Raw genomic sequence first — 17,972 nt, forward strand, 5'->3', positions numbered from 1 at the left:
GTGCTTGTTTTTGAAGCGCCGGGCGCCCGTTTCGCGGGCGTTCCGGCGCTTTTTCGTGTTTGGAGGGCCTTGCGGCTTGGGTGTGACCTTCGGTGTCATCGCGCGGACGTGACGAGGGCGTCATCTTGCTCGGATAGGGCCGATTCGCCCGAAAGTTTGCTTCGCTAGTTTGCGTGGGGGCGCGACAGGGATGGACCACGACGCCAGTCTCCGTCCGGAACGGATTCTCGACCTGTCCGAGCGGTTGTCCAGCGTGGCCGGGGCCAAGATCGGCGAGATCGCCCGGGTCAATCGCGCGGCCAAGATGCTGTCGATCAACGCCCTGATCGTGGCCGCCCGCGCGGGCGAGGCCGGCAAGGGCTTCGCCATCGTCGCCGAGGAGTTCAAGAAGATCTCGACCGAGATCGACGCGGTGGCCGCCGCCCTGGACAGCCAGGTGCGGGCAGACCTCGACGAGCTGTCGGCCATTGGCGGGGCCATCCTGGGCCACATGCGCGGCCAGCGCCTGGCCGACCTGGCGCTGAACGCCATCGAGATCGTCGATCGCAACCTCTATGAGCGCACTTGCGATGTGCGTTGGTGGGCGACGGACTCGGCCGTCGTGGCTTGCCTGGCCGACGACGACGCGGGCGCGACCCGTTACGCCAGCGAGCGCCTCGGCGTGATCCTCGACGCCTATACGGTCTATCTGGATCTCTGGATCTGCGACACGAAGGGGCGGGTGGTCGCCAACGGCCGGCCTGGCAAGTATCCGGGCGTGGTCGGCCAGTCGGTCGCCGACGCCAAATGGTTCCGGGACGGCATGCGCACGGCCACCGGCGACGACTTCGTGGCCTGCGATATCGAGAAGAGCCGGGCCTTGGGCGACGCTCCGGTCGCCACCTACGCCACCGCCATCCGCGAGGGCGGCCAGGCCAAGGGCAAGGTGCTCGGTGTGCTGGGCGTGCACTTCGACTGGCGACCCCAGGCCCAGGCCGTGGTCGACGGCGTGCGCCTGACGCCGGAAGAGCGCGAGCGCTCGCGCGTCATGCTGCTGGACCAGAAGGGCAGAGTATTGGCCTCGTCCGACAATCAAGGGGTACTCAGCGAGATCTTTCCGCTGGATGTCTCGGGGGGCGCGATGGGCAGCTACGCGGACGGCGACGTCACCATCGGCTATGCGCTCACTCCGGGCTACGAAACCTATGCTGGACTAGGCTGGTACGGGTGTTTGGTGCAGCGCCAGCAAGTTCCCGCGGCGACTTCGGCGGCGGCCTAGTCCTATTTCTGCTGAGTCTTAACCAAGCCGATTGCGAATTAATCGAACTATTTGGTCGCCTATAACGCGAAATCGACCAGATTCGCGGCATTAACCACGGATTCTACGCGAGCGGCGTTGCCATGCGCTGCCGTACATGGTTTTTTAGGCCTAACCAAACCGCCGATAAAACTCTGCGTACAGCCCACGGCGGGGCAGGCTCGTCATATTTCAAGTCTATAAGTCCGGTTGCGTTGTCTTATTCGCGCGAAGATTGCGGCGGTGTGTGATCTTCAAGAGACGCTCTCGCCGAGAAATCGACGAAAAAGCGTAATCCGGGCTAGAGCATTCGTTTACGTTGTCCTAAAGGGACCCCGTTCAATTGGAGGGAGCAATGGCTTCTAACCGCGTTCGCGCCATCGCCATTAGCCTGGCTGTTGCGCTCGCCCCGATCGGCGCTGGCGCCGTCTGGGCTCAAAACACTCAAGCCGCGCCGACGGCGCAATCGCTGCAAGCGACGATCCAGCAAGCCGCCGCTTCGGCCGCTGCTCAGCCGGGCTTCGCCCGCCTGTCGGCTCAAGCCAAGCTGGCCGCCATCCAGGCCGCTGTCTCGAACGCCCTGGCCGCCTCGGGCGCCTCGCCGGCCGTGATCAGCGCCGCCCTGGTGCAAGCCGTCGCCAGCGGCACGGTCAGCGCCGGCGTCGCCATCCAGGTCGCCGCGGGCGTGTCGCCGGAAGCTGCCCAGCAAGTCGCCTCGGCTCCGGCCGTGACGCAACAGCTGGCTCAAACCGGTCAATCGGCCACGGTCACCACGGCGTCGACCAACGGTGACGCTGGCGGCGCTCCGAGCGTGCTGGTCAGCCTGCAAGGCGTGTCTTCGACCGCTCCGGTCGACGGCGGCGCTGCTGCCGGCGCTGGCGCTGGCGGCAACACCCAGACGAACCAACCCGCGCCGTACGATCCGTGCGCCGGCGTTGTCGCTGCGTACTGCGGCAGCTAAGCGACTAAGAACCCGGGGTGGACCGGCGCGTCACGACGCGCGTCGGCCACCGCTTACTGGTGGGGATAACCATGCGAATTCTAACGTGCTCGGCCATCGCGGCCTGTATGGCGCTGACCGCGCCGCAACTTGCCCAGGCGCAAGATCTCGGCTCCAACTTCAAGCGCGACAAGAACGTCTCCGTTCGTCAGCGCCCGCGTCCGGACTACGAAGCGACCGGCCAAAAGGCTGGCGGCTTCACGCTGTATCCGCGCGTCACGGTCGACTTCGAGCATAACGACAACATCTACGCCGTCGCGACCGCCAAGACCGACGACAACATCTGGCGCGTGAAGCCGGAACTGGCCGTCCGTTCGGACTGGTCGCGCCACGCGCTCGGCTTCTTCGCCGGCGGCAACGTCATCCGCTACTCGGACAAGGGCACGGAAGACACCGAAGAGTACACCCTGTCGGCCAACGGCCGCCTGGACGTGGCCCGCGGCTCGAACATCACCGCGTCCGGCCAGTACCAGCGCCTGACCGAACCGCGCACGTCGATCACCGCCGGTTCGCCGGCCGGCGCGACGCCGAAGCCCGTGCAATATGACCTGGTCACCTCCAGCCTGGTCGGCACGAAGGAGTTCAACCGTCTGCGCGTCACCGCTCGCCTGGACGACAAGGACTTCAACTACAAGGACCAAGGCAGCCCGCTGTTCAATCAGAACACCCGGGATCGCAACGAGCTGTCGTACGGCGCCAAGGCCGAATACGCCGTCAGCCCGGACACCGCGCTGTACGTCTCGGCCACGGGTAACAAGAAGGACTACGACACCAACCTGGCCGCGTTCGATCGCAGCTCGGATGGTTACGTGCTGGGCGTCGGCGCCAACTTCGACGTGTCGGAGTTGGTTCGGGGCGACCTGCAGGTCGGCTACATGAAGCAGTCCTATGACCGCGCCGCGTTCAAGGACATCGACGGCGTCAACGTCCTGGGCCGCCTGGAATGGTTCCCGACCCAGCTGACCACGGTCGGCGTCAACGGTTCGCGGACCATCGAAGAGTCGGTCGCGCCGGGTTCGCCGGGCTTCGTGTCGAGCAACATCGGCGCGTCGATCGACCACGAACTGCTGCGTAACGTGCTCCTGTCGGCGTCGTATACCCACGGCAAGGATGAGTACGAGCAGATCGCTCGTGACGACAAGCGCGACAACTTCGCGGCCACCGCCACGTACCTGCTGAACCGTCGTGTGGGTCTGTTCCTGACCTACAACTACCTGAAGCAGGACTCGACGGGCGCCGCCAAGGGCGCTTCGTTCAAGGACAACAAGCTGATCGCTTCGGTCGCTCTGCAGTTCTAAGAGCTATCTAATTACGTCCACGAAACGGCAAGGTTTGCCGGATACTGAGAGTACCTATGGACGGCTCCGGTTTTGAAACTTCGAACGCTCCGGTGAATGACACCGGAGCGTTGTCTTTTGACCTGAACATCGCAATCGCGACCTTCAGGCGACGCTTCCGGCTATTCGCGGCCGTGGCTGTGGTGGTGTTCGCGGCCGTCGTGCTGTTCACCCTGCAGCAGACCCCAAAATACACCGCCGTGGCCCAGGTCATGCTGGACGTGCGGAAGGAACAGGTCACCGACATGAGCGCGGTGCTCTCGGGTCTGCCGGCGGATTCTTCCGTCGTCGACACCGAGGTCGAGGTGCTCAAGTCGCGCTCGCTGGCCAGCCGGGTCGTCAAGGACCTGAAGCTCGAGCAGGACCCGTACTTCAACCCCTATCTGCCGGACGCCAAGGGCGCTTCGGCCTGGCTGTCGTCGATCAAGAAGGCCGCCGCGCCGACCGCGACGACGGACCCGATCGAGCTGCAGCGTCAGCGCGAACGCATCGTCGACAACGTGCTGAACGGCCTGAAGGTCCGCCGCGCGGGCCTGACCTATCTGATCTCGGTCGAGTACACCCACACCGACGCCAAGCGCGCCTCGGAACTGGCGAATGCCTTCGCTAACCTCTACCTGACCGAACAGCTGGAAGCGAAGTTCGACGCGACCCAGAAGGCCAACGAGTGGCTGGACACCCGCGTGTCCGAGCTGCGCGGCCAGGTGCAGGAAGCCGACGCCGCGGTCCAGCAGTACAAGATCGCCAACAACCTGCTCAGCGCCGAAGGGGCGACCCTGACCGAGCAGGAGATCTCCGGCCTGAACCAGCAGCTGGCCCTCAGCCGCGCCTCGCAGGCCGAGACCGACGCCCGCCTGAACATCGCCCGCCAGCAACTGGCGCGCGGCAGCACCGGCGAAGACGTCGGCGAGTCGCTGAACTCGCCGGTGGTGCAACAGCTGCGCCAGCAGCGCGCCACCAAGAGCGCCCAGGTCGCCGATCTGGCCGGTCGTTATGGCGAGCGCCACCCCGACCTGCTGAAGGCGCGTCGCGAGCTGGCCGACATCGACGGTCAGATCCAGGCCGAAATCCGCCGGATCATCTCGAACCTCGAAGCCCAGGCCCAGGTCGCGCGTCAGCGCACCGGTTCGGTGGCGTCGAGCGTCTCGGCCTCGAAGGGCACCCTGGCCGGCAACAACCGCGCCGCCATCGGCCTGGCCGAGCTGGAACGCAAGGCCCAGTCGGTCAAGACGCTGTACGAAAGCCTTCTGGCCCGCTTCAAGCAGACCACGGCCCAGGACGGCATCGAGCAGGCTGACGCCCGCGTGGTGTCGCCGGCCAAGATCCCGACCCGTCCCAGCTATCCCAAGCCCTCGCTGAACCTGGCCCTGGGCCTGGTGCTGGCCCTGGGCGCGGGTGTCGCGGCGGTCGTGCTGGCCGAGATCCTGATGGCTGGTCTCTTCACCGAGGACGAAGTCGAGCGCCGTCTGGGCCTGCCCTATCTGGGCGCGGTTCCCAGCCTGGGCACCACGGTCGACGACTCCAAGACCCTGAAGGGCCTGACGCCGCCGGACTACCTGCTGGCCAAGCCGCTCTCCAGCTTCGCCGAAAGCCTGCGCAAGCTGCGTGCGTCGATCCTGTTCTCCAAGGTCGGCGAGCCGGTGAAGGTCATCGCGGTCACCTCGTCCCTGCCGGGCGAAGGCAAGACCACGACGACCTTCTCGCTGGCCCGCACCCTGGCGACCTCGGGCGCCAAGGTCATCGTGGTCGACTGCGACCTGCGCCAGAGCGCGATCAGCCAGTTCCTGAAGGAACCGGTTCCGGTCGGCCTGCTGGAAGTGCTGAACGGCGTCGCCACCCTGGACCAGGCGCTGATCAACGACGAAAGCGGCTGCCATATCCTGCCGCTGGCCAAGTCGTCCTATACGCCGCGTGACGTGCTGGGTTCTTCGGCCATGCACCGCCTGCTGCAGGAACTGCGTAACCGCTACGAGATCGTGCTGCTGGACACCGCGCCGCTGCTGGCGATCGCCGACACCCGCATCCTGGCGCCGCATGCCGACGCCGTGGTCATGCTGGTTCGTTGGAAGAAGACGCCGGTCAAGGCCGTGCAGTCGGCCCTGGCGCTGCTGCAAGGTACGCGGGCGTTCATCGCCGGTGTCGCCCTGACGCAGATGGACCTCAAGGCCCAGTCTCGCTACGGCTACGGCGACTCCTATTATTACTACGCCAACTATCGAAAGTACTATGCGGACTAGGACGCGGACGGGCGGGGGCGCGCCGTCGCCCGACGCTTCCAAGACACGCAAGTTGAAAGTCTCCGAGGGCGTCGCGATCGGCGCCCTCGTTACTTTGGTGCTGGCCGAAGTCGTCGCCTTCGGGGCCAGCGACGTGGCGGTGGCCGCCGTCTTCGGCGCTCTGCAAGCGGCCCTGCTGCTGGGTCTGTTGGCCTTCTGTGGTTGGGCCCGCAAGCTGCCCGGCAATCTCATCTCCATCTGGCCCAGCCTGATGTTCCTGGCCGTGCTGGTCGCGACCGCCTGGAGCCTGACCTCGTTCGGTCCCGGCGGCGCCCATCCGGTCTGGGCCTATGTCGGCCCGCATGGCGGTTCGATCACGGTCGACCGCTCGTCCCTGCTGCTGAACCTCCTGCGCCTGATCGGCCTGGCCTGCCTGTTCCTGGCCGCCCAGATCATCGGCGCCTCGGAAAGTCGCCGGCGGATTATGATCTGGTGGCTTCTGCTCGGCCTGGGCGCCTATGCGGCCCTGGCCATCATCGACCATGTCAGCCTGCGCGCCGGTCGCCGCCTGGTCGGCACCCTGCTCAGCCCTAACAGCGCCGCGACCCTGATGGGCATCGGCGTCGTCTTCGGCGCGACCTTCTTCTCGCAGGCGCTGCAACGGGCCGGCGGCTCGCTGCGGCTGGAGCGCTTGGGGCTGGACGCCAGCCTTAGCCTGGGCTTGACCGCTGTGTTCGGCGTCGCCCTGGCCATGACAGCGTCGCGCGGCGGCATCTTCGCCACGGTCGTGGGCCTGGCCATCCTACTGACCTGGCAGGTCATCGCCCAGGGTCGCAAGGCGCGGACCATCGCCATCATCGGCGGGGCCGCCGCCCTGCTGGTCGTGGTCGGGGTGGCCATGCGCAGCGCCGAGCTGACGGCCGCGCGCCTGGAGAACCTGGATAACGACGTCGCCGTCCGCCAGATGATCTTCACGACCCACTGGGAGGCCTTCAAGACCTCGCCGTGGTTCGGGTTCGGCCTGGGCTCGTTCCCGGTCGTGAACCAGCTCTTCACCAACACCGACAATCTGCGCGTCCTTTTCGACGTCCGCGCCACCCACAACCTCTATCTCCAATGGCTGGAGGAGGGGGGCATCGTCGGTAGCGTCTTCATGCTGGCCTGGCTGCTGGTCACGCTGTGGCGCGTCGGCGCCGAAGGGGTGAAGCCCGGCACGATTGGGGCCCTGGCTCGCGCGACCATCGCCGCGATGGTCCTGGTGCTGCTGCACGGCCTGTCGGACTTCGCCGTCCAGGTGCCGGCCCTGCAGGCCGTGTTCGCCGTGGGTCTGGGCGCCATGACCGCCACGGCCCCGCTGCGTCGTCGCGGCGCCAAGCCGACGACGCCGTGGGGCACGATCGCCTTCTCGAGCGTCGCTCTTCTGCTCTCGATCCTCGTCGCCACCCCGCTGGTCGCGGCGCGGTTCGGCGGCGACCTCTCGGCCATGCCCACCGCTTCCGCTGAAGTCCTGGCCACCAGCATCGAGGCGGGTCTGAACCGCAACGACGCCGATCCGGCCGCCAAGGCGCGCCTGGCGGCCCTGAGCCAACGCGAAGTCGCCATGCGTCCGGGCTCGGGCGCGGCGTGGTTGCGCAAGGCGGCCGTGGACTTCCAGCGTAACGACGTCACCGCCGCCAATGAGGCGCTCGCGCACTCGCTGTCGGTCGCGCCGCTGCAGACCAGCCTGTTCGTGAGCCGCGCCCGGCTGGCCTACGAAAACTGGCCGGCCCTGACCCCCGACGTGCGCCAGCAGGTCATGTACCAGGTGCGCGCGGAGTACGGGCGGCGTGGCGAACGGCCCCTAGCGATCCTGGCCAACAGCCTGAAGAACCCGTCGGGCCGCATGGGCCTGGCCTTCCTGATCGTGGCCGAGCGCAACACTCGCGCCCTGGCCAAGCTGCAGCCGACCCAGTAAGGCGCGACCGCGCCTAGTAGGCGTTGTCCGTGACCAGCAGGCTGGGAATAGTCAGCAGGACGATCTTGGCGTCCTTCAGGATCGACCAGGTCTGGATGTAGTCGATATCGGCCTCGACCCGCCGGCGCATGGCCTCGACCGTTTCGGTGCCGCCGCGCAGCCCCTTGACCTGAGCCCAGCCGGTCAGGCCCGGCCGGGCCTGGTAGCGGGCGTAATATTCCGGGATCCGCATGCCGTAATAGTCGTCATGGGCGGCCGCATGCGGGCGGGGACCGACCAACGACATGTCTCCGCGCAGCACATTCAGCAGCTGCGGCAGTTCGTCGATGCTGGTGGCGCGCAGGATGCGTCCGATGCGGGTGACGCGGTTGTCGCCGCGCTGGGCCTGGACCAGGTCGGGCCCGTCCTCGCGGCAGTGCATGGTGCGAAGTTTCAGGATCTGGAACCGCCCGCCGGCCAGGCCGCCGCGGGTCTGCCGGAAGAGGGCGGGGCCAGGCGACTCGAGCTTGATCAGCAGGGCCGCCAGCAGCAGCAGTGGCGCGAACAGGGCCAGCAGCAGCGCTGACGCAACGATATCAAGAGTGCGCTTGCGCAAGTCCACGGCAACCGGGGGGAGCGGTCTGCTCAATCCTGGCGCGAGAAGTTCGGTATACGATCCCCCGTCCACCAGATCACCCTCGTATTTCCCCACCACGTCGCGGACTGGTTTCCAGTTCCGACGGCGCCACGCTAGCGCAAATGACTCACAGCGTCGCGGGGAAAAATCCACAACCCGGCGGCTGTATGCTTAACGTGTAATAGACTCTGTTTATTCAGGCGTCCTTATTTGTAGTGACGTTACATCGGGGCATCAGGAGTGCTGCTCGATGATCGACGCCAAGATGTCCTTCGCCCAGATTGAAGTCGCGCCAGCTACGCGCGGCAAGCGCCTGCCGCCCCTCGTCGGGTTGGGCCTGGGCGCCATGGTCTCGATCGGCCTGTGGGCCGGCTTGGCCCTGACGGTCTCGCACCTCTTCTAAGATTTACGCCGGGCGGTTCGACCGCCAGACGAACATTCGACTTTCGCGCCCGCTCCGGTCCGTCCGGGGCGGGCGCGAACGCATTCGAGGATCGGTTTTCGGGGCTGGGTTTCGAGCAAGGAAAAGCCCCGGACCTCGGGTCCGGGGCTTTGGTCGTCGATCGGGGGAGCGATCGGACGAGTATCTGATCAGACCGTGGTCCAGAGGGCGGTGCCCGGGACCTGACGCTGAACCCAGCGGTAGTTCAGGTCTTCCCAAGGCGTGGCCCAGGGGGTCAGGTTGTCCAGCACCATGTCGCCGCTCTTCAGCGAGATCATCAGCACCGCGTGGCTTTCGCCGCGGGCGGTGACGGCGACGGCCAGCGACATCGCCGCTTCCGGAACGCCAGCCGCGATCAGGCGGCGGCGCTTTTCCAGGGCGTAGTCCTCGCAGTCGCCATACAGCTTGCCGTCGATCAGGCGGGGCAGCGACCAGTATTCGGGCATGCCGTACAGATCCAGGTCGCTGGCCTTCTTGACCTCGCGGTTCACCGTTTGGTTGACCAGGTTCAGAAGCTTCATCTGGTCGCGTTGGTCGCGCGTGCTCCAGGCCGACGGGGCCGGTTCGGCGGCGGCCATCTGCACCGGGGCGGCTTCGGCGTCAGAAGCCGTCAAGCTGGGCGCGCCGGCGGCGACGAAGTCTTCGACCTCGGCCACCACGATGGCTTGCAGGCTGTTAACGGAAACCAGGTTCAGACCGTCGTCCTCGGTCGCGGTCTCGGTGGTCTGGGCGACATGGTGCGGGGCGACGGCGCCGATCGACGAGGTCGGGGCGAAGCTGGCGCGCGGGCCCAGGCCCATCAGGGCCAGCTGGCTGCTCGGCAGACCACAGGTCTGGGTGTCGCGACGGCACAGTTCGGCAAAGCCCATAGGGGCCTGGACGCCTTCGCCGCGCGGCTGGAACGGCATCGAGCCGGCCTGGGCGTTGGCGCCGGTCATCATCGCGGCGGCGCTGATGATTCCGATAACAATGTTGCGCGTGTTGAACATGCTGACCCCGCTGTGTTCGTGGGGTCAGTATTCATTCGGGCGCCGAATTTGAGCTGAATTTAGATGGTTTAATTCAAATATTGAACCGTGGTTATTTCGGAATTAACTCAAATGACAACTAAATATACTTGGTAAATTGCAAGAAAAGGATCGTCCTAAATTGTAGGTTAACGCTCGCGGTCGCCGTTGAACCGCGCCGCTACCTGGGGCAAAATCAGGGAGTTCCAGTCCCGGCGACCTTTCGCCGCTTCGGCGAGTGCGATGTTCAAATCCCTGTTCCGTCCCAAGCAACAGCCCCGCCGCGCCTCGTCCACCGAGGGCCGTGTGGTTTACGCCGTGGGTGATGTTCACGGCCGGCTGGACCTGCTGGACGGCCTGATCGAGCGGATGACCGAGGACTATCGCGCCACCGGCCGCCAGGATCCGCCGGTGCTGGTGATGCTGGGCGACTATGTCGATCGCGGCGCCCAGTCATCGCAGGTGATCGACCGCCTGATCTCGCTGAAGGCGCAAGGCGCCGAGGGGCGCTTCGAATTCCGCGCCCTGATGGGCAATCACGAAGAGACCCTGCTGCACTTCCTGGACGACCCGATGGCCGGGCCGTCGTGGGTGGAATACGGCGGTGGCGAGACCATGGCCTCGTACGGCGTCCAGCGTCCCGTCGGCCGCGCCGAGCCCGAGGTGTGGGAACAGACCCGCCAGGCCTTCCGCGCCGCCTTCCCGCCGGCCCACGAGATGTTCCTCAAGCAGCTGGAGCTGCTGGTCGTCTATGGCGACTACGTCTTCGTCCACGCGGGCGTGAAGCCTGGCCTGCCGCTGGAGCGCCAGACGGCCGCCGACCTGCTGTGGATCCGCAACGAATTCCTCGATAACCCGCACGGCCTGCAGGCCACGGTGGTTCACGGCCACACGCCCACCGAAGAGGTGTTCGTCGGCCGCCAGCGGATCAATGTCGACACCGGCGCCTATGCGACCGGCGTTCTGACCGCCGTTAGACTTGATGGCGGCGAGCCGAAGATCATTCAGTTCAGTAAAGCGCGAGTGAGCTGAGACTTCGCCTTGTTCATCTCGCGGTCACGTGCGATGTGGCATTTCAACTTCCAAGATCGACAAGTCACTAAGGTGAGAAGCTTCGCCATGATCGGTGTCTCGAAACTCTCGCGCGCGCTGGCGATGCTGGCCCTGGCCGTCAGCGTGATGGTCGGCGCTTCGACCGGAGAGGCCCGCGCCCAGCAGGCCGCGATCGGCAACACGCCGGTCAGCGCGGCGGCCCAGCCGGCCGACTACCTGCTCGGCCCGGCCGACAAGGTGCGGGTGACGGTGTACGGCGAGCCCTCGCTGTCGGGCGAGTTCTTCATCTCGGGCAGCGGCGTGATGTCCCTGCCGCTGATCGGTGAGATCAAGGCCGGCGGCATGACCCTGGGCCAGTTCCAGACCGCCGTGCAAAAGTCGCTCAGCGACGGCTATCTGAAGGATCCGCGCGTCAGCGCCGAGGTCCTGACCTTCCGTCCGTTCTACATCCTGGGCGAGGTCGAGAAGCCGGGCACCTATCCCTATACCGCGGGCCTCACCGTGCTGAACGCCGTGGCCACCGCCGGCGGCTTCACCTATCGCGCCGACAAGAAAAACGTCTGGATCAAGCACAACGGCGAGACCACCGAGCAGAAGTCCGAGCTGACCCCGTCGATCGTGGTCGCCCCGGGCGACACCATCCGCCTGGGCGAGCGCTTCTTCTAAGCTTTCTCGCCGAGCGATGCGAAAAGAGGCCCGGCGGACATCCGCCGGGCCTTCTTCGTTTCAGCGCGCCTGAGCTAGGCCGAGCCTGGTCCAGAAGATCTGATTTTCAGGAGAAATGGCGCACCCGACACGATTCGAACGTGTGACCTTTGCCTTCGGAGGGCAACGCTCTATCCAGCTGAGCTACGGGTGCGTATCGCCCTGGTTGCCCAGGGCGGAAGCGGGTCTTAGCCGAAAGGCGGCCTATGCGCAAACGGGTTCACGCCGCCCCCATGTAGATGAAGCGGACCACGAAGAGGGCGGCCAGGACGAAGAGCAGCCAGTCGCCCGGCTTGGCCTGGCCGCGCACCAGCTTCAGCACGGCGAAGGCGGTGATGCCGAACGCGAGACCATTGGCGATCGAGAAGGTCAGCGGGATGGCGATCACCGTCAGGAAGGCGGGGATGGCCACGCCCGGGTCTTCCCAGTCGATGTCGGCCAGGGCGCCGATCATCAGCGAGCCCACGATGATCAGGGCCGGGGCCGTGGCGGCGGCCGGGATGGCCTGGACCCAGGGGGCGAAGAACAGCGTTAGCAGGAAGAGCACGCCGACCACGATCGCCGTGAGGCCCGTGCGGCCGCCAGCGGCGACGCCGGAGGCGCTCTCGATATAGCTGGTCACGGTCGAGGTGCCGGCCAGGGAGCCGCCGATGGTGGCGATGCTGTCGGCGGTCAGGATGCGGTTCAGGCGCGGGATCGTGCCGTCCGGCTGGACCAGGCCGGCCTTCTTGGTCACCGCGACCAGGGTGCCGACATTGTCGAACAGGTCGACGAACAGGAAGACGAAGATCACCTCGGCCAGGGCCATGCCCATGCCGCCGTTCAGGTGCAGGGCGGCCGGGACGTCCAGCTTGAAGGCGGTGGCGGTGAGGGCGGCCAGGCCCGACTCGCCGGGGACGATCTTGGCCAGGCCCAGCGCCCAGCCGGCGGCGGCGGCCACCAGGATGCCGATCAGGATCGCGCCCTTCACCCGCCAGGCCATCAGCCCGCCGATGATGACCAGGCCCAGGATGGCCAGGATCGCGGTCGGCTGGGTCAGGTCGCCCAGCGCCACCGTCGTGGCCGGATTGGCGACGATGATGCCGGCCTCCTTCAGGCCGATGAAGGCGATGAAGAGCCCGATGCCGGCGGCGATGGCCGAGAACAGCGGACGCGGGATCGCGCCGACGATCAGCTGGCGGATGCCCGCCACGGTCAGCACCAGGAAGGCGACGCCCGACAGGAAGACGCAGCCCAGGGCGGTCTCCCACGGCAGGCCCATGCCCTTGACGACGGTGAAGGTGAAATAGGCGTTCAGGCCCATGCCGGGGGCCAGGGCGATCGGGTAGTTGGCGATCAGCCCCATCAGGATCGAGCCCAGGCCGGCGGCCAGGCAGGTGGCGGCGGCGACGGCGGCGATCGGCATGCCGGTCTGGCCCAGGATCGCCGGATTGACGATCACGATATAGGCCATGGTCAGAAAGGTGGTGAAGCCGGCCAGCACCTCGGTGCGGACGCTGGTCCCCTGGGCTTTCAGCCCGAACTGCTTTTCCAGGAAACTCATCTTACGCCCTTATCCCCGATCCGAAGCGGGAGTGTTGGCGAGGGGTTTCCTGGAAGGCAAGCGTCTACCGTCAGTCCTTGGTCGGATCGGCCGCGTTTGGGTCGCCATAGGTCAGGGCCAGGAAGACGTCTTCCAGATCCGGGTCTTCGGTGGCGATGTCCTTGATCTGGACGCCGGCGCCGCGGACCGCCGCCAGCACCTGCTCGACGCTGGACTGGCCCGTGCGATAGCTGACCTGGAAGGCGCCGCCGGCCCGCAGCTTGGTGTCGAAGCCCGCCAGGGCCGGGGCGGTCGTCACCGGCGTCTCGGGCGTGACCACGACGTTGCGGCTGTCCATGCGGCTGAGCAGCTTGGGCGTCGGTTCGCAGGCGACCACCTCGCCGCGATTGACGATGGCGATCTCGTCGCACAGCTCCTGGGCCTCTTCCAGGTAGTGGGTGGTCAGGACGATCGTCACGCCCAATTCGTTGAGGCCCTTCACATAGTGCCAGAGCTGGCGGCGCAGCTCGACATCGACGCCGGCGGTCGGCTCGTCGAGGATCAGCACCGGCGGCTGGTGGACCATGGCTTTCGCCACCATCAGGCGACGCTTCATGCCGCCCGACAGCTGGCGGACATAGGCGTTGGCCTTGTCGCCCAGGCCCAGGGCGTTCAGCAGCTCGTCGGTGCGGCGCTCGTTCTTGGGCACGCCATAGAAGCCGGCCTGCACCTCCAGCGACTCGCGCGGGGTGAAGAAGACGTCGGCGGCCAGCTCCTGCGGCACCACGCCGATGGCGGCGCGGGCGTCGCGCGGTCGCTGGTCGATGTCGCGGTCCCAGATCTTCACCGTGCCCGAGCTCTTGCGCACCAGCCCGGCCAGGATGTTGATGAAGGTCGACTTGCCCGCGCCGTTGGGTCCCAGCAGGCCGAAGATCGAGCCGCGCGGGATCTTCAGGTCGACGCCGTTCAGCGCCTTCTTCTCCGGCGAGGTCTTGGTGGCGGCGTAGGTCTTGTACAGGCCTTCGGCCTCGATGGCGTAGGCGGGCAGGTCCATTGAGCGTCCAGATGGGGCTAGAAACGCCGGATGAGGCGCGCGTCGATTGACGGCGCCTTTCGGCGTCGCATAGGTATGCCTCGTTCGCGGCCGCGCCAAGGCCACGATCCGATTTAAGGACTCGCCGACAATGGCCAAGACCCCCGCCACCGCTCCGACCGCCATGGACATCGACGCGATCGCCGGCGCCGCGCCGGAAACCATCGCCGTCCGCTCGCACCGCATCGCCTGCGACGGCGTCGGCGGAGCCCTGGGCCATCCGCGCGTGTGGCTGGAGATGGGCGCGGCCGGCTTCGTCGACTGCTCGTACTGCGACCGCCGCTTCGTGGCCGCGACCGGCGAGGGCGACGAGGACGAGCGCCTGGCCCCGGGCGTCTACGAAGGCGCCGGCGGCCACTAAGTTGACCGACCAGGTTTCGCCGGCCCAGCGGGCCGAGACCCTCGCCAAGGCTTGGGAAAAGGCCGAGTGGCCGCACGAGGCGCCGGTGCTGCGCGCCATCGCCATGCCGTCCGACACCAACCCCGAAGGCGACATCTTCGGCGGCTGGCTGCTGTCGCAGATGGACTTGGCGGCCGCCTCGATCGCCTTCCACCGCGCGGCCGGCCGCTGCGCCACCATCGCCGTCGACAGCATGACCTTCATCAGCCCCGTCCTGGTCGGCGACGAGGTCAGCCTGTTCGCCCGCATCGTCCACACCGGCCGCACCTCGCTGAAGGTCCAGGTCGAGGCCTGGCGCCGCCGCCGCGACGCCGAACAGGCCCACAAGGTCACCGAAGGCGTCTTCACCTTCGTGGCCATCGGCGAAGACCGCAAACCGCGCCCGTTGCCGGTTTTCTAAAGGCGCGCCGCCGCGGCTTCACGCGGCGGGCCGCTGAAGGTGGAAAGGGACGCGGAGCGCCGGACAGCGTCCGGAGTGTTTGAATAGAATACCGTTTCGACGAAGCCTGACGCTCCGCGCGGTCGTTGTTCGCCAGCGTCCCGGGAAGGTGGCCCTATTCAGGCCTTACCGGGATCCGGGCGCTTCCGTTTCCGGAAAAGCCCGGTGATCAGGGAGGGACGAACCCTTTCCCCCAACCACGCCGACGGCGGGCGGGCCTGGCAGCGAACCAGGTCCCCGGACCGTCCGAGTATCCCCCTCGGACCTTCACCGCTCGACCACACCCCGCCGCCACGTTTGGTCGCTGGCCACGCGCCCTTTCCTCGCGACGAGGTGGCATCATTGTCCAGCAGATCTGAGTGCGGATCATTCAGGGCTGCGTAATATCGACAAGGTGTTGATTTTGCTGAAGTCGACCTCGCGAATTCCGAGCGCATAGGCGGCCCAACGCCCATAAAGCTCCCTCTCTCTTGGAGAGAGGGTTGGGGTGAGAGGTTACGAGGTTCGACGGCGTGCCGGCACTCCGGTTACCGCTGTAACCTCTCACCCTCCCACGCTTCGCGCGGGCCCCTCCCTCTCTCTATGAGAGAGGGATCTCATGGCGAGCCCTGCGACCGCTACCACCCGCGCGCGAAGCGACGCTGTGACGCGGTGCAAAAAGCTTCCGTAGGGTAGACTCCGTTAGGGTCTGGCGTGTTATGTTGCGATGCAACATCGCGGATGCGCCATGCTCTACGCCATGCATGAGGCGGCTTATTACGCCTCCACTCCGATGCGCCTCGCGGCGCTGGCGGCCCGGGACTTCTGGGGATCGCCGTTGAACCCGGCCGCGGACTCGGCCCTGGGGCGCCGCATGCACGCGGGCGCGGACCTGTTCGCCAACGTCACCCGGCGCTACGGCAAGCCGAAGTGGAACATCGACACGGTCAAGATCGGCCAGGTCGATGTCCGCGTGCGTGAGACCGTGGTCTGGCAAAGCCCCTGGGCGCGCGTGATCCAGTTCGATCGCGACATGGCCGACATGCGCCGGGCCGGCAAGTTCAGCCTGGACCCCGCCGTGCTGATCGTCGCGCCCCTTTCCGGTCACTACGCCACCCTGCTGCGTGGCACGGTCGAGGCGTTCCTGCCCGATCACTCGGTGTTCATCGTCGACTGGATCAACGCTCGCAACGTCTCGGTGCTGGAAGGCCGTTTCGACTTCCACGACTATATCGACCACATCATCCAGATGCTGGCCGTGCTGGGTCCGCGTCCGAACGTCGTGGCCGTCTGCCAGCCCGGCCCGCCGGTCCTGGCCGCCGCCGCCCTGATGGCCGAGCAGGATCATCCCTCGCGCCCGGCCAGCATGACCTTCATGGGTTCGCCGATCGACGCACGCCTGTCGCCGACCGTGACCAACCAGCTGGCCGAGGAAAAGCCGTTCACCTGGTTCCAGTCGAACATGATCTACACGGTGCCGCCGCCCTATCCGGGCGCGGGCCGGCGCGTCTATCCGGGCTTCGTCCAGCTGGCCAGCTTCATGAGCATGAACGCCGAGCGCCACCAGGAGGCCCACCGCCGCTACTTCACCGACCTGGTGAAGGGCGACGGCGACAGCGCCGACAAGCACCTGGAGTTCTACGACGAATATCTGTCGGTCCTGGACCTGACGGAGGAGTTCTATCTCCAGACCATCGACATCGTCTTCCAGCAGTACCTGCTGCCCAAGGGCGAGCTGATGCATCGCGGCGTGCGGGTAAAGCCCGAAGCCATCACCGACATCGGCCTGATGACGGTCGAGGGCGAGAACGACGACATCTCCGGCATCGGCCAGACCCAGGCCGCCCACGGCCTGTGCTCGAACATCCCAGGCAACCTGAAGCTGGACTATGTGCAGCCCGGCGTCGGCCACTACGGCGTGTTCAACGGTCGCCGCTTCCGCGAGGAGATCTATCCGCGCGTGCGCAAGTTCATCCGCAAGTGCGACCCGCACTTCGAGGAAGAGGCTTAGTTCCCCTCATCCGACCATCCCCGCGAAAGCGGGGACCCAAGCGGCCTTGCGGGCTTGGATGCGGCGCGAACTCACGGACTCGGCTTGGGTCCCCGCTTTCGCGGGGATGATCGTGGTGGGGTGAAGCAGCCTTGCGAGGTGGGACGATACACCCGATCTTAGGGCTCGATGTTCGCGCTCAAGGCCCAACGTTTTTCCGACGGTGATCGACTGGAGATCGGCGGTTGGCCCGTTCGCCTGAAGGTGGACGGCCGGGCGCGGCGCATTTCGCTGCGCGTCGACCGGGCCAAGTCCGAGATCGTCGCCCTGTCGCCCACCGCTCGCCGCCTGAACGAGGCCGTCGCCTTCGCCCAGGAGAAGTCCGGCTGGATCGCCAAGCAGCTGGCGGCCCTGCCCGAGCGGATGAGCCTGGCGCCGGGCGGGGTCCTGCGCCTGAACGGCGTTCCCTATCGCCTGGAGGTCGGGCCGGGCCGCGCCCGCATCGACGGCGCCAATCCTGAGGGACCGCGCATCGTCGCGCCCGATGACGCCAACTGGGGGATGAAGGTCGTGCGCCTGGCCAAGCGCGAGGCCCTGGCGATCCTCACTGAACGCACCGCCGTCCACGCCGCCGCCCTCAACCGGCCGATGCCGTCGGTGGCCGTCGCCGATCCTAAGGCCCGCTGGGGCTCGTGCCGCCCGGCGACGCCGCGCACGCCGGCGGCGATCCGCTACAGCTGGCGACTGATCCTGGCCCCGGCGGCGGTGGCCGACTATGTCGTCGCCCACGAGTGCGCCCACCTGATCGAGGCCAATCACGGGCCCCGGTTCTGGGCGCTGTGCGAAGAGCTGGTGGGGGATCCCGCGCCGCATCGGGCCTGGTTGCGGGCGCACGCGGCCGAGCTGCACGCGATCGGGGCTTAGCACTGTCGCGTAACGCGGG

Annotated in this window: 15 protein-coding genes, 1 tRNA gene and 2 pseudogenes; 13 read left to right on the forward strand and 5 right to left on the reverse strand. The window is 66.8% G+C overall.

Translation table 11 applies throughout. The annotated features are described in order from the left end of the window. Positions 1-108 precede the first annotated feature (108 nt). From J7528_RS12660 to J7528_RS12680, 5 genes and pseudogenes are all read left to right on the forward strand, one after another. Positions 109-1,258 (forward strand): annotated as a pseudogene (locus tag J7528_RS12660) (methyl-accepting chemotaxis protein). A 373-nt stretch (positions 1,259-1,631) separates the two neighbouring features. Continuing rightward, positions 1,632-2,237 (forward strand): hypothetical protein, encoded by a 606-nt coding sequence (locus tag J7528_RS12665; protein ID WP_291874743.1) that lies wholly within the window; start codon positions 1,632-1,634, stop codon positions 2,235-2,237. A gap of 71 nt (positions 2,238-2,308) precedes the next feature. Continuing rightward, positions 2,309-3,574, forward strand: a complete 1,266-nt coding sequence (locus tag J7528_RS12670) for an outer membrane beta-barrel protein (protein WP_291874746.1) — start codon at positions 2,309-2,311, stop codon at positions 3,572-3,574. 56 nt (positions 3,575-3,630) lie between these two features. Continuing rightward, positions 3,631-5,850, forward strand: coding sequence for a polysaccharide biosynthesis tyrosine autokinase (locus tag J7528_RS12675; RefSeq protein ID WP_291874749.1), 2,220 nt, complete (start codon positions 3,631-3,633; stop codon positions 5,848-5,850). Between the two features lie 52 nt (positions 5,851-5,902). Continuing rightward, a complete protein-coding gene (locus J7528_RS12680; protein ID WP_291874751.1) occupies positions 5,903-7,783 on the forward strand; it encodes an O-antigen ligase in 1,881 nt (626 codons plus the stop codon). A gap of 13 nt (positions 7,784-7,796) precedes the next feature. Here J7528_RS12680 and J7528_RS12685 read toward each other — a convergent pair whose 3' ends face one another. Beyond that, positions 7,797-8,450 carry a sugar transferase gene (locus tag J7528_RS12685; RefSeq protein ID WP_291874753.1) on the reverse strand — a complete coding sequence of 218 codons (654 nt, stop codon included), beginning with the start codon at positions 8,448-8,450 and terminating at the stop codon, positions 7,797-7,799. A gap of 199 nt (positions 8,451-8,649) precedes the next feature. On the opposite strand from J7528_RS12685, the gene J7528_RS12690 reads away from it, so the two are divergent. Then, positions 8,650-8,802 carry a hypothetical protein gene (locus J7528_RS12690; protein WP_291874755.1) on the forward strand — a complete coding sequence of 51 codons (153 nt, stop codon included), beginning with the start codon at positions 8,650-8,652 and terminating at the stop codon, positions 8,800-8,802. A 188-nt stretch (positions 8,803-8,990) separates the two neighbouring features. Here J7528_RS12690 and J7528_RS12695 read toward each other — a convergent pair whose 3' ends face one another. Next, positions 8,991-9,830, reverse strand: coding sequence for a transglutaminase-like cysteine peptidase (locus J7528_RS12695; protein WP_291874757.1), 840 nt, complete (start codon positions 9,828-9,830; stop codon positions 8,991-8,993). Between the two features lie 261 nt (positions 9,831-10,091). On the opposite strand from J7528_RS12695, the gene J7528_RS12700 reads away from it, so the two are divergent. Beyond that, a complete protein-coding gene (locus J7528_RS12700) occupies positions 10,092-10,880 on the forward strand; it encodes a metallophosphoesterase family protein (protein ID WP_291874759.1) in 789 nt (262 codons plus the stop codon). Positions 10,881-10,967: 87 nt separating this feature from the next. Continuing rightward, positions 10,968-11,567, forward strand: coding sequence for a polysaccharide biosynthesis/export family protein (locus J7528_RS12705; protein ID WP_291874761.1), 600 nt, complete (start codon positions 10,968-10,970; stop codon positions 11,565-11,567). Positions 11,568-11,683: 116 nt separating this feature from the next. Here the strand turns inward: J7528_RS12705 and J7528_RS12710 are convergent. The 3 genes from J7528_RS12710 to J7528_RS12720 form a co-directional block, all read right to left on the reverse strand. Next, positions 11,684-11,760 (reverse strand) — tRNA-Arg (locus J7528_RS12710). Positions 11,761-11,826: 66 nt separating this feature from the next. Further along, positions 11,827-13,149, reverse strand: a complete 1,323-nt coding sequence (locus tag J7528_RS12715; RefSeq protein WP_291874764.1) for an NCS2 family permease — start codon at positions 13,147-13,149, stop codon at positions 11,827-11,829. 70 nt (positions 13,150-13,219) lie between these two features. Further along, complete coding sequence (locus J7528_RS12720; protein WP_291874766.1) at positions 13,220-14,182, reverse strand: ABC transporter ATP-binding protein; 963 nt, start codon at positions 14,180-14,182, stop codon at positions 13,220-13,222. A 130-nt stretch (positions 14,183-14,312) separates the two neighbouring features. Here J7528_RS12720 and J7528_RS12725 point away from each other — a divergent pair, with 130 nt between their 5' ends. The 5 genes and pseudogenes from J7528_RS12725 to J7528_RS12745 all read left to right on the forward strand — a co-directional run bounded on the left by J7528_RS12725 (position 14,313) and on the right by J7528_RS12745 (position 17,953). Further along, positions 14,313-14,582, forward strand: a complete 270-nt coding sequence (locus J7528_RS12725; RefSeq protein WP_291874768.1) for a zinc-finger domain-containing protein — start codon at positions 14,313-14,315, stop codon at positions 14,580-14,582. Position 14,583: 1 nt separating this feature from the next. Continuing rightward, positions 14,584-15,021, forward strand: coding sequence for an acyl-CoA thioesterase (locus tag J7528_RS12730; RefSeq protein ID WP_291874772.1), 438 nt, complete (start codon positions 14,584-14,586; stop codon positions 15,019-15,021). Between the two features lie 231 nt (positions 15,022-15,252). Then, positions 15,253-15,407, forward strand: a pseudogene (locus tag J7528_RS12735) (hypothetical protein); the annotation flags it as partial. 380 nt (positions 15,408-15,787) lie between these two features. Continuing rightward, complete coding sequence (phaZ, locus tag J7528_RS12740) at positions 15,788-17,050, forward strand: polyhydroxyalkanoate depolymerase (protein ID WP_291874775.1); 1,263 nt, start codon at positions 15,788-15,790, stop codon at positions 17,048-17,050. A gap of 168 nt (positions 17,051-17,218) precedes the next feature. Next, positions 17,219-17,953, forward strand: a complete 735-nt coding sequence (locus J7528_RS12745) for a M48 family metallopeptidase (RefSeq protein WP_291874778.1) — start codon at positions 17,219-17,221, stop codon at positions 17,951-17,953. The last annotated feature ends 19 nt before the right edge of the window (positions 17,954-17,972 follow it).

Source organism: Caulobacter sp. (assembly GCF_017744445.1).
Taxonomy (GTDB): domain Bacteria; phylum Pseudomonadota; class Alphaproteobacteria; order Caulobacterales; family Caulobacteraceae; genus Caulobacter.